Raw genomic sequence first — 12,170 nt, forward strand, 5'->3', positions numbered from 1 at the left:
CAGAAGCAAAAAATTTTATAAGATAATGTTGCCGTTACTGCATACAAAGTCGCTGAACGGCGCGGGTTTTTTAAAATAATAGCCCTGCGCTTTCATGCACCCCAGGTCAATTAATTTCAACCGTGTAGCGTCATCTTCAATGCCTTCAGCGATAAGCGGAACGGAAAACCCGTTGGTTAACGTCACGATAGAGGAGATAATTGACTCGCATTTTTGATCGGTTAACACACCCGCCGTAAAGGTACGATCTATCTTCACCGCGTCAAACGGTAAAATATTCAGGTAAGAGAGGCTGGAAAAGCCTGAGCCGAAATCATCGATAGCCACAGTGATGCCGTGTCGGCGAAGATACTGCAACGTTTTCCGGGTACGCTCAATTTCCTGAAGCAGTACCGTTTCGGTGATTTCGATGCAAATATTTTGGTTCTTCAAACCGTTTGATTTAATGGCGTCCAGTAAAAACCAGGCGAAATCCGCGCTCAGCAGCTGTCTGGCGGAAATATTAATATGCAGTTTAAAATCGTCTGACGCGCCACGCGTAATCAGATCCGCCAGCTCAAGGCAGGCGCGCTCAATAATCCAGTTACCTAAAGGCAATATTAATCCCGTCTCTTCCGCAAGCGCGATAAACCTGTCAGGCGGCACAATCCCCATCTCTTTGGAATGCCAGCGTATCAGGCACTCGCCCTCAGTGCATTGCCCGGTGCTGAGATCGACAATAGGCTGCAGAACCAGATGGAACTCCTGGTTATAGATGCCCCGGCTTAAGTTTTCATGTAACTGAAGGTTATAGACTTCCTGAGCGTGCATGGACTCTGTAAACAGCATGGCATGACAGGTCGTGCTTTTACGGGCGTATTCGAGCGCAATCCCGGCGTTCATTATCGCTTCCGTCAGCGTACTTTTCGTCACCCGGCTCAGGACAGCCCCCGCATAACCGGTAAAAACAAACTTCTTAGGCAGGGACTCCTTCGGGTGGTATTTATCAGTAAACAGGTTGGTGATGAGCTGTTGATACCATTCCACATCAGCGTGTTGATGCATCCCGGGGAAAATGGCAATGAATTTATCGACCGCATCGCGACATATCAGGGTACCCTGAGGAAAAGTCGTTTGCATTTTATCGATAAACGCCCGGATAAATTCATTGCCATACTCATATCCAAGGGAGTTTGTAATCGCGTTCATATTATCAACACTGATAACCGCCAGGAGATTCCTTTGCGCAAAGGTTTCCTCTTTACTGGTTAAGCCTGCACGCGTGAGCAGTCCCGTGGTGGCATCCAGGTTGATTTGCTTTTCAAGCGCGTCGAAACTTTTCGCCAGGTGACGAGACAGCTTCCAGAAGGATTGCTCAAGCTGGGCAATTTCGGGAAAAACCCACTTATCTTCCGGTAACGTCCAGCGGTAGCTGGTAAGTTCATCTGTTTTATTTAATATCGCGCGAAGCGGGGATATCACTTTTGATACCACAACGAGTATGAGTATTAACCCAAGCGAAAATATCCCGAACAAGCCTAAAAAGCCGAGGTATTTAAAGTTCTCCAGCTCTTTAAGCATGATTTTCTCAGGAACAATAATCACGCTTTTCCAGTTCAACAGATGGTTATTATCCATTAATGGCAGTACCAGAACAAAATACTGCGAATCGTTTACACTGATACGTGATACACGCGCCGGTAGTTTATGGTCAATTAACTGCCCTACCTTTTTTACCACCGGCAGGGAGGAGTCCTTCAAATAGGGGATATCAAAACCGTGCTGATCGGTTAATCGCCCATGTTTGTCTCCCCGGGTTAAAGAGCTGTCAGAGGCGGCCACAATCTGATTATTTTCATTCACCACGATCAGGATACTGCCGTCAAAGGGTTTGATCTTCTCAAGAGACTTATTGAGCTCCGTTAAGCGAAGATCGCTTGAAACCACACCGATGAACTTCCCGTTGAGATCGTAGGTGGGTGAACTGTAAGAGATACTTACCGCGCTGGTCGAGTTCATGTCGCGGTAGGCATTGGTCCAGGACGATTTTTTCTCTTTATACACCTGGGCATACCACGGCCGCTGAAACATATCATAGCCTGAAATCACATCATCAATGCCTGAGGCTTCCGAGGTGCCGCTATAAAAAGTCAGGTTATTACCCGTGCTTTTTGACTTTTGCGTCAGGTATTCTTTGTTTTGTGCGCTTAACTCCCTGGCGATACCGACATAGTCGCCCTCAACCGATCCAAATGCCGTTGAGCTTAAGTAATAGTTATCTGCAAAAACGGTTTCCATGACGTTGAGCAGTTCGGAACGGACCTTCACCAGATCGACATGCTCGCGGGTATTCTTTTGCAGCGCATGCGTAATAATGGAATTCACCTGACGCGGGGTATCAATATAGTAATTGATGGTATTTTTTATCGTTTCCCCCTTTGAGCTGATGATCTTATCGCTCATGGTGTTCAGTATGTCCTGACTGGCATGTTTAAGCATAAAGAACACGGTGCAGAAAACCGTCGCGAAGGTGATCGCTAAAAACAGCAGAATGGTATGCAACAATGTCAGAGGATAGATCCTGGCGTTAAACGCATTACTCATGATATACCCCTCCCTTGCCATTATTTTTCATTTTATAGATAGCTTTATCGGCTAAATTAAAACTGTTGACGAATGAATCATTAAAGTCAGCCATACCGATAGAAACGGTCGGCAGGGTGATTTCTTCCCGGTTCACCATCAGCGTCTTTTTTTCCGGCCTGGCGATTCTGCGCGCGATCTTTTTGGCTTCTTCGAGCGTGGTGTCATGCAGCATGACCAGGAATTCATCGCCGCCAAACCGAATGACAATGTCATGACTCCTGACGGACTGAGAGATATTGCGGGCAATTTCCGCCAGAACCACATCTCCCGTGTAGTGGCCATATTTATCATTGACCCGTTTGAAATCATCAACGTCTACGATGAGCAGATGTGACGACTGGTGCGATTTCAACGCCACGTCCAGATAATTCCGGTTATATACTTTGGTCAGCGAGTCCCGATAATAATCCTTTGCCAGTAACTTGAACCGGGTGGTGAGGTAATAATGATAAACCGTCCGCACCAGGGAAATTAACAGCGGGAGGCAAAGCAGCAGTGATAGCTTAATCCAGGTCGTTCTGCGGGTAGAACGCTGGTTAACAGATTGAATTTCCCTGGCAAAGTTATCCGTTGCAAAGTACGTCCTCATTTTAGCGATATTATGCCGGCTCGCGGCCAGCATCATCGCCTTCGTTTTATCAAGTTCAGGGCTAACGATAGACGCAGGCAGCGCACTGCTCTTAAGCGCAGTGATATAGTGTTGATAGGTAGTGCGCAACTTTCCCCCCTGATTGGGATTGGGGGTGGAAGAGTACAGGAAATCCTCGCCTATCGCCTCGATTAGCGCATTTTTCTTTATCAGGATATTGATTTTTTGCTCAGTGTCATTCATCTCTTTGTCTGTTTTTTTATAGCCTATGAACAGACACATCGGGCTAAGAATAAAGATAATAAATGAAATTATGAACTGTAATCGTGGCGTCATTTCATTAACCTGTATATGCAATATATAAACTCACAAAAAGAGCGCGTTGAGAGTCATATCTTTTTAGCCAGAGAGGCGGATCTCCCTGGCAGGTCGAAAACTCTATACCTTTGCGTTACCCGTAACAATAGTCATCCCTGCGAATTTACACATTAATTTCGCTATTATTTTTGATTATTGTTAATAAGAAAAAGTAGTTAATTGAAGGAATGACTGAAGTGATAAATACATTTTAAATGTAATGATTAAATATTTCATAATTGTTACTCAATATTTAACAATACTTACTACCAGCAACAGCAAGTGGCGATAAAACGCGCGAAACAACGGAAATCCGACTCCTGAATTCAACTAAATGTGCATAATTAAACTAAATTTTAGCTTTAGGATAATGTCACCTTTCCGTTAAATATCGTTTCACGTTCCCTTACCTTTTTATATTTGATGGTCATTTATTACTAGGAAAAAAATAATAATACACCGTCAGCTGATTCTTTTATTTCGGCGACTGCTCGTCATTCAGTAATAAATGTCGCATGACCCCTCTTCTCTACCACTGCCCTTACGGTGACCATTTTCTCTACCCCTTCGGGATATCTAAAAACCACTCACTTTGTTACAGGTCAAACTACAATCAATCATTTGTTGAAAACACAACTTTTTGTTAGTATTTTCTTCGCAATCCGGACCGTCATTGAGGTAAAGAAAGAATGCTGAACGTTAAGGCCCTGCTGAAGGCCACTCTGTTTTCCATGAGCCTGATGCTCAGTGGCTGTGTGATCGGCGGGCACGCTTCCCACGATCGCCATCACCCGGACCATCATTCCTGGCACCATGAGTCCTCACATTATCATGGCTACCATCACCATCATTGATGGCCAGGCCAGTGCGTATCAGAACATCGTTATCGGGGATGGAGTATGTTTGAAGACAACCAAAAAAAGCTCTACATCATTGTCAATCGTCAACAGGATCCGGCACTGCTTCTGAATGCCACCGCCCATGTCGCGGCCGGTATCATGCGCAAAGCCGAAGACGTGCTGTTTAATGATTATCCGAATGCAGAGAGCGGGCTGCGTGCCTCGCTTAGCCACTATCCGGTGGTGATCCTGCAGGCAAAAAATAGCAATCAATTAAAAACAGCGCTGCTTAAGTGTCAGGAGGCGGGCATAGAAACCAATTTCTTTACCACCACCATGCTGGGGCCTTCCAGCGAAATTCAGATCCGCGACACGCAAAAAGCCGCCCTGGATTCGCTCGAGTTTGTGGCTATCGCGCTTTACGGCGATACCGACTCAATGGCATGTGTGACCAAAAAATTCTCTCTCTATAAGCAGGCCTAAGTCGCCAGAAACAATGTCATCCTGCGCATGGTGCACAGGGTGACAGGTTACGCCCTGCGGCACCGTTCTTCAGTTGATAAACCGATTTTGTTTTACGGAACACCACTATGATTAAAAAGATTGTCACCTTTTCTCTGCTGATCGTTCTGATCATCGCCTGCATTGAAATCGTGCTTATGGAAAAAAACCACGTCAATTATTTCCGGGACGGCGTGAGGAACGTTGAGGAAGTTTTAACAATTTGGGATGAAAACTAACCAGGCTAGAGCATTTCTCGTTTAAGCGCTCTCGACATTGCAACGATAACGCTGCACTACCCGAAAGAAAGAAGCACATTGCACTGATCATTTATTATCCGCCCGGGTCGGTGAACCTATTCCATCATGTAAAAAAACCAACGAAATGTTGTGAATACGCTCTTCATTTTGTTAATTTTTCCACTTAATTTTTTATTATTGCATTTCTGAGAGTAAATATTTGACAGGATGCCCGCCAGATGCTTTTACAATAGAATCAAATTGATAGGGGATAACTATTTTGCACGTTTTACCAATATAGATAACCTGTTAAAAAAGAGCATGTTTTTAATTAAAGGTAAATTAATGGTAACGTCGAAAAATTGGATTTCTTTAGGCTCCATTGTCAGTCCAATTACTGGAACATTTTTTACGACAATCATTACTCAGCATAATCATAAATATGTACTTTGGTACAAGGGCGACTATCTCATTAAAACCGGCGACTTGATTAAAGTCTGTAACAGCGGCTTTCTTATTGCCGACCAGTTACGGCAAATCAATATCATCCAGATAGATAAGCATAGCGCCACGCTCTGGCGGGTAATGCAGAACATGTCCAGCTGCCCAGGCGACACCGAACCCGAGAACATGCACTGTACCTCCACAGCGCGATGTATCTTTACTACCTGCCCTCACGGCAAAGTGAAGCCCGTAAGCGCATAGGTTAATCACAACCTGTTCATCAGTCTGCCTCTCTTGCAGAGGCCTGTTTCTTCTGGCCTCCTCAATGCATTGATTAGCATTATTCAACAATTCGTCCCGCGTTTGCCCTCCAGCCTCTGTTTACGCCCTTCTGTCCCCATCGACATGCCCTTGCCGTAAGGCTTTATGCCGCAATATCCAAATACAACTTTTTGTTGATTATTACACATAGAGCGTATAATTTACCCTGACCAGGCTTTTCTGATTTCCTTCAACCGTACGGGATGGCGATCAACATGAAGGTCTACACTGTCATCTGACAACGCTGCATACGAGGGAGTAAAAATGAAATCAGATTACGCCAAAGAGATTGAACTGATTTCCGGGCCGCTGGAAGCGGCAATGGACGCGCTGGCAAGCACATTATCGGCCAATCAGGAGGTGGTGCTGCATAACCTCACCAGGCCGGAGTGCTCGGTTGTCAAAATCATCAACGGCCACGTTAGCGGCAGAAAGGCCGGTGACAATCTCCTGTCCGGCCCTGAGAAGGACAAAGGGTTCGCCCTGTTGCTTAAAAACCGCCAGGACAGTACCCCGGTCACGGTAAAAGATTATAAAACCGCGACGTTATCAGGAAAGATCCTCAACAGCGCCTCGACGCTCTATTTCAGCGAAGACGGTATTCCCCTGATGGCCTTCTGCATCAACGTCGATACCTCGCCGTATGAACAAATGCGCAAAAGCCTGGACGCCGTGATGGCCTGCGCGCGCCCTGACTCCGACGCACAGGATATTAATCTCGGCGGCCTGATTGAGCAGTCTATTCAGGAAATTATTGATAAGCATTCGGTTCCGGGTAAGAAAATCCAGAAAGCACAGCGGCTTAAAATCGTTGCTGAAATGCACGCTAAAGGCATTTTTAAAATGCGGGGCGGCGTTCAGCACGCGGCCCAGGCCTTGGGCATAACACGTTATACGGTTTATAACGATCTCGAGGTATTGGGTGAAAAATAACGGGCAGCAACGCATTCCGTTTTACCAGGTAGACGCGTTCTCTAACGGGCCTTTTACGGGCAATCCGGCGGCGGTTTGCCTGCTGGATGCGTGGCCGGATGACAAAGTTCTGCAGCGCATCGCCACGGAAAACAATCTTTCTGAAACCGGGTTTGTCATTAAACAGGGCGACGATTTCGGGCTGCGCTGGTTTACGCCCGCGGTAGAGGTGGATCTCTGCGGCCATGCGACGCTCGCGGCGGCCAGCGTCCTGCTGAGCCGTAACGAGGCGGGCGAGCGGATGCGCTTTCATACGCGCAGCGGCGTGCTGACCGTCACCGCCTGTAACGGCGTTTATACACTCGATTTTCCGCTTGTGACGCCCGTCAGGATCGCCCCGCCGCAAGGCCTGTTCGCGGCGCTGGGGCTTCACGAGGACGCGGGCGAAGTCTGGCAGGCATCCGACCTTATCGTGGTTATTAATGATGAAAACTCGCTGGATTTGCTGAAGCCGGATTTCAACGCGCTGGAAAAATTCGATACCCGCGGCGTTGTGGTCACGGTAGCGTCACGCGACGTCGATTTCCGCTCCCGCTGGTTTGGCCCGCAGGTTGGCGTGAACGAGGATCCGGTCACGGGTTCCGCACACACCTTCCTCGCCCCGCTGTGGAGTGAGAAGCTCGGGAAAAAAACGCTTCATGCGCAACAGGGCGGCAGCCGCAAAGGTGAGCTGACCTGCGAGATAAAAGATAACGGACGCGTCGCACTCTCCGGTGAGGCATGTCTGATTATCGAAGGCGCGTATATTTTGTAAACACACGGACGTGTGTTTTTTCTTTATTATTATTAAAGACGAATTACTATTTTTTTAGCAAAAAAGACATAACCCATTATTAATCAGCATGAGAATTATTCCGTGACGTTATCCAAAAGCGTTACCGCGCTTATTGCTGCGGTATCCATAGAAATTATTGCCACAACGTTATTATCGTTATCAAATAGTTTTCAGCGCCCTACCATTGGCATGACGGCAATACTGTTTTATGGCATAAGTTATTATTTCTTATCCGTCGCGTTACGCAGAATTCACATTGGCGTAGCATATGCCATCTGGTCTGCGGTGGGCATACTCAGTATTACCTATATTCAGACGCGCTGCTTCGATTATATTCTGACGCAGAGCGCATGGATCGGCGTCTGCCTTGTGATAAGCGGCACGGTAATTTTAAACCTGGCCATTAAACAAAAATAAATCACGCGACGAATCATGATGTTTACACTATTGACTTACCTCTTCTGGCTGATTATTTCAGTCACCATGGAAGTTATTGGTACGCTACTGCTACCCCAAACGGATAACTTTAAAAATAAATCCGTGACGCTTTTATGCATGGTCTGTTACGTCATGTCCTTTTATGCCCTGTCAATGCTGATGGATGCGGTAACACCGGTCGTCGCTTATGCCGTCTGGTCAGGTTTTGGCATTGTCATGATCGCGTTGATGAGCAGCATCTTTTATCAAATGCGCAGCAGCGTGCTGGAAAAGGTGGGGATCTGCTGCATCGTGGCCGGTCTGATTGTGATAGCGGTTTAACGGGAGAAAATATGAAAATCGATGCGCTTTCACTTCGGGTGCGCCAGCTTCGCGATAACTACCTGCAGGCCAAACCCTTTGTCTCTGCCCGGCGGGCGATCAGCGTGACCCGGGTTTATAAAGAAAACCCGGGCATGGATAACACGCTCCTCCGGGCGCTGGCTTTTCGCCGCGCCTGTGAGAATGCGCCCCTGTATGTGGCCGACAATGAACTGATCGTGAGCCATCCGGCCGGAGGGGCACGCGGCGGCGAGATATCGCCGGAAATCAGCTGGCGCTGGGTCGCCGACGAGCTGGATACCCTCCCGCAGCGGGCGCAGGATCCGTATCAGATTGATGACGAAACAAAGCGCCTGCTTCGCGAAGAGGTGTTCCCCTACTGGGAAGGCCGCTCGCTGGATGAGATGGCGCAAACGCAGCTACAGGTTCTGGGGCTGTGGGAGTGGTGTCACGACGACGGCATTTGCGATGTGACCATCAAGACGCAAAACGGCGGAGGTGACTCCTGCCCCGGGTACGACAATATCCTGCTCACTAAAGGGATAAAAGGGATCCGTGAAGAGGCGGCAGCCCGGCTTGCCGCGGTTGATCCGGCGTCACCGGAAGGCGCAGAGGCGTTCAACTTTTACACGGCGATGCTGCACACCTGCGATGGCGTGCTGACCTATGCCCACCGTTACGCGGCCCGGCTGAGCGAGCTGGCTGAAACCGAAGGCGACCCGCTTCGCCAGGACGAGCTGCGGCATCTGGCGGACATCTGCCGTCGCGTACCGGAACAGCCGCCGCGCCATTTTCACGATGCATTGCAGGCTATCTGGTTCGTCCATTCTCTTTTTACCCTGGAAGAAAACCAAACCGGTATCTCCCTGGGCCGCGTCGATCAATACCTCTGGCCGTTGCTGGAGCGGGATCTTAATGACGGCGTACTGACGCACGCGCAGGCAGAAGAGCTGCTCTGTTGCTGGCTGATCAAGATGGCGGAGACCCTGTGGATTTGCAGTGAATCTACGGCGATGTATTTCGCCGGCTATCAGCCGTTTATCAACCTCGTGGTCGGGGGCCAGAAGCGTGAGGGCGGCGATGCCACCAATCCGCTGACCCTGATGATCATGGACTGCTCGGCGCAGTTAAAAATCTATCAGCCCGGCCTGGCCGTGCGGATCCACAACCAGTCGCCTCAGCCCTTTATGCGCAAGGTGGTCGATGTGGTGCGCAGCGGAATGGGTTTCCCGGCCTGCCATTTCGACGATGCGCATATCCGGATGATGTTGCACAAAGGCTTCAGCTATGAGGATGCCCGCGACTACTGCCTGATGGGCTGCGTTGAGCCACAGAAGGCAGGCAAAATGTATCAGTGGACGTCGGTGGGTTACACCACCTTCACCGCCGCCATCGAACTGGCGCTGCGTAACGGGCGATCGTCAGCCGGTAAACCCTGTGGTCCGGCAACGGGTGAGGTGTCCGCGTTCAGCTGCTATGACGACGTGGAGCGTGCCGTTCGCACGCAACTCTCCGCCATCGTCAGGAAAGCCGCGCAGGCCACGCTGATTGTGCAAAAGCTGCATGCCGATTACGCCCGAAAACCGCTGATGTCGAGCCTGATCGACGGCTGCATGGCGACAGCCAAAGACGTCACCCAGGGCGGCGCGGTGCTCAACGCCGGGCCGGGGCTGATCTGGACCGGGCTGGCAGACTGCGTTAACTCACTGATGGCCATCAGGACACTGGTTTTTGAGACCCAACGCTTTACGCTGCAGCAGGTGGTGGACGCGCTCGAACACAACTTTGTCGGCCACGACGACATTCTGACCGCCTGCCTGCGGGCGCCCAAATACGGTAATGACATTCGCGCGGTGGATGAGATCGCCCGCGAGCTGGTGCGTTTCCTGGAGCAGGAGCACCGTCAGTACCGGATGCTGTATGCGCCTTTTGCCTTCGGCACGCTTTCTATCTCGAATAACACGCCGTTTGGCCTTATCACCGGTGCGCTGCCTTCGGGCCGACTGGCGGGCAAGCCGCTGGCCGATGGGATCAGCCCCTCTCAACAGACGGATTATCTGGGGCCGACGGCCATCATCAACTCCGTCAGCCGGATCAACGTCGAGGAGATGGATATTGGCATGGTGCACAATATCAAGCTGATGTACGGCATGCTGGAAACCCCGGAGGGCCAGAACAGCCTCATCCACCTGCTGCGCACGGCCAGCATCCTCGGGAACGCCCAGCTGCAGTTCAGCTATGTGGACGACGACACCCTGCGCCAGGCCCAGCAGAACCCCGGCGACTATCGCAATCTGATGATTCGGGTGGCGGGGTACAGCGCCTTCTTTGTGGAGCTGAGTAAGGAGGTGCAGGATGAAATTATCAGCCGAACCACGCAACGGCACTTCTGAACAGGTCACCGGCTGGATCACCCACATTCAGCGGTTTTCATTACATGACGGGCCGGGGATCCGCAGTATCGTCTTTTTCAAGGGGTGCCAGATGCGCTGCGCCTGGTGTGCAAATCCCGAAGGGCTTCACCCCGATCGGGAGATCTTTTTCCATGCCGAACGCTGCCTGCACTGCGGACAATGCGCGCAGCTGTGCCCGACAGGGCTGCACAGCTGGCAGGACGGGCTGCACAGCCTGAACCGCGACCGCAGTTGCACGGGCTGTGGGCTGTGCGAAGAACGCTGCCCCGCCGCCGCCCTCAACGTGGTTGGCGAACCGCTCAGCGTTGAAACGGTGTTCGACCGGGTGATGGCTGATGAGATCTGGTTTCGGCAGTCTGGCGGGGGCGTAACGCTGAGCGGCGGCGAAGTGGCTACCCAGCCGGATTTTGCCCAGGCGCTGATCGCCCGGCTCAAGGCCGAAGATATTCACACCACGATTGAAACGGCGGGTTATGCCTCCTGGCGTGCGCTCCATCAGGTCACGTCGGGCTGCGATCTTATTCTGTACGATCTTAAAAGCGCGGATGACGCGCTTCACCAGCGCTTTACCGGTGTCAGCAATAAAATCATCGTGCGCAATCTGGTCCGACTCATTGACGAGGGGCGCAAGATAATTATTCGTATCCCGGTCATCCCCGATTTTAATGACGCGCCGGAATCAGCAGAGCAATTATTGACACTTATTTATTCTTTAATCCACGGACGGGACAACGTACTGGGCGTTGAATTATTGCCTTACCATCGCTTTGGGACAGGGAAATACACATTACTCAACAGGGAATACGCGTGGAATTGTTATTCCGCAAATCTGGATAACGTCCTGCGCATTGCTCAACATATCGGCCTGCCCGTACGGGTATCAGGTACGCTGGCCGGATAAAGGGGAAAATGTCTGTGTTACCAACATCAGAAAGTCATCCAAAAAAAGAGGTCACCACACTTGAGCGGCGCGTTGTCGCAGGCTCGCTGTTTTTTATCCTGGTCATCTATGGCGTATTGCTGTTCACGCAATTTCGCTAACCAGAAAGTTATTCACGCATTCGGCCACGACAGGCCTTATTACAACAGGTATTAAGATGAAAAAAGTTGTCGCAATTATGAGTCTGGCATTTATCACCCTCAGCATTGCAGGGTGTTCCAGCGATTATGTTTTACAGAAGAAAAACGGGGAGATGATTATCACCCACGGGAAACCCGAGGTAGATGATGACAACGGGTTAATTACCTATGAAGACGTTGCCGGTAATGAGCACGCTATTAACCGGGACCAGATTGTGCAGATGATTGAGAAATAAGCCCGACGGGCAGCGCAGG

At 50.0% G+C, this 12,170-nt stretch carries 12 protein-coding genes; 10 read left to right on the forward strand and 2 right to left on the reverse strand.

The window, feature by feature from the left end; translation table 11 throughout:
* Positions 1 to 15 precede the first annotated feature (15 nt).
* Both I6L58_RS06530 and I6L58_RS06535 read right to left on the reverse strand, forming a co-directional pair.
* Positions 16 to 2,583, reverse strand: a complete 2,568-nt coding sequence (locus tag I6L58_RS06530) for a bifunctional diguanylate cyclase/phosphodiesterase (RefSeq protein WP_176399411.1) — start codon at positions 2,581 to 2,583, stop codon at positions 16 to 18.
* Complete coding sequence (locus I6L58_RS06535) at positions 2,576 to 3,550, reverse strand: GGDEF domain-containing protein (RefSeq protein ID WP_088207734.1); 975 nt, start codon at positions 3,548 to 3,550, stop codon at positions 2,576 to 2,578. The genes I6L58_RS06530 and I6L58_RS06535 overlap by 8 nt, the downstream gene beginning before the upstream one ends.
* Positions 3,551 to 4,260: 710 nt before the next feature.
* On the opposite strand from I6L58_RS06535, the gene I6L58_RS06540 reads away from it, so the two are divergent.
* The 10 genes from I6L58_RS06540 (at position 4,261) to I6L58_RS06585 (ending at position 12,151) form a co-directional block, all read left to right on the forward strand.
* Entirely contained in the window at positions 4,261 to 4,425 is a 165-nt protein-coding gene (locus I6L58_RS06540) for a hypothetical protein (protein WP_153681403.1), read from the forward strand.
* Positions 4,426 to 4,470: 45 nt separating this feature from the next.
* On the forward strand, positions 4,471 to 4,893 hold the full coding sequence (locus I6L58_RS06545) for a DUF2000 domain-containing protein (RefSeq protein WP_088207735.1): 423 nt from the start codon (positions 4,471 to 4,473) through the stop codon (positions 4,891 to 4,893).
* A gap of 107 nt (positions 4,894 to 5,000) precedes the next feature.
* Positions 5,001 to 5,150 (forward strand): hypothetical protein, encoded by a 150-nt coding sequence (locus tag I6L58_RS06550; protein WP_171007391.1) that lies wholly within the window; start codon positions 5,001 to 5,003, stop codon positions 5,148 to 5,150.
* A 1,029-nt stretch (positions 5,151 to 6,179) separates the two neighbouring features.
* Positions 6,180 to 6,848 (forward strand): helix-turn-helix transcriptional regulator, encoded by a 669-nt coding sequence (locus tag I6L58_RS06555; protein ID WP_088207737.1) that lies wholly within the window; start codon positions 6,180 to 6,182, stop codon positions 6,846 to 6,848.
* Positions 6,838 to 7,641 carry a PhzF family phenazine biosynthesis protein gene (locus I6L58_RS06560; protein ID WP_006177046.1) on the forward strand — a complete coding sequence of 268 codons (804 nt, stop codon included), beginning with the start codon at positions 6,838 to 6,840 and terminating at the stop codon, positions 7,639 to 7,641. Before I6L58_RS06555 ends, I6L58_RS06560 begins: the two co-directional genes overlap by 11 nt.
* Before the next feature lie 102 nt (positions 7,642 to 7,743).
* On the forward strand, positions 7,744 to 8,079 hold the full coding sequence (locus tag I6L58_RS06565) for a DMT family transporter (RefSeq protein WP_088207738.1): 336 nt from the start codon (positions 7,744 to 7,746) through the stop codon (positions 8,077 to 8,079).
* A gap of 15 nt (positions 8,080 to 8,094) precedes the next feature.
* Positions 8,095 to 8,421: a DMT family transporter gene (locus I6L58_RS06570; protein WP_072208917.1), complete on the forward strand. Its 327-nt coding sequence runs from the start codon at positions 8,095 to 8,097 to the stop codon at positions 8,419 to 8,421.
* Between the two features lie 11 nt (positions 8,422 to 8,432).
* Positions 8,433 to 10,814 (forward strand): choline trimethylamine-lyase, encoded by a 2,382-nt coding sequence (gene cutC / locus I6L58_RS06575; protein WP_088207739.1) that lies wholly within the window; start codon positions 8,433 to 8,435, stop codon positions 10,812 to 10,814.
* The gene (locus I6L58_RS06580; RefSeq protein WP_088207740.1) at positions 10,777 to 11,736 is read left to right on the forward strand and encodes a glycyl-radical enzyme activating protein; all 960 of its coding nucleotides are present in this window, start codon (positions 10,777 to 10,779) and stop codon (positions 11,734 to 11,736) included. Before cutC ends, I6L58_RS06580 begins: the two co-directional genes overlap by 38 nt.
* Positions 11,737 to 11,932: 196 nt before the next feature.
* Positions 11,933 to 12,151, forward strand: coding sequence for a YgdI/YgdR family lipoprotein (locus I6L58_RS06585; protein ID WP_006177040.1), 219 nt, complete (start codon positions 11,933 to 11,935; stop codon positions 12,149 to 12,151).
* The last annotated feature ends 19 nt before the right edge of the window (positions 12,152 to 12,170 follow it).

Origin of the sequence: Enterobacter cancerogenus, from assembly GCF_019047785.1 — a bacterium.
Classification (GTDB): domain Bacteria; phylum Pseudomonadota; class Gammaproteobacteria; order Enterobacterales; family Enterobacteriaceae; genus Enterobacter; species Enterobacter cancerogenus.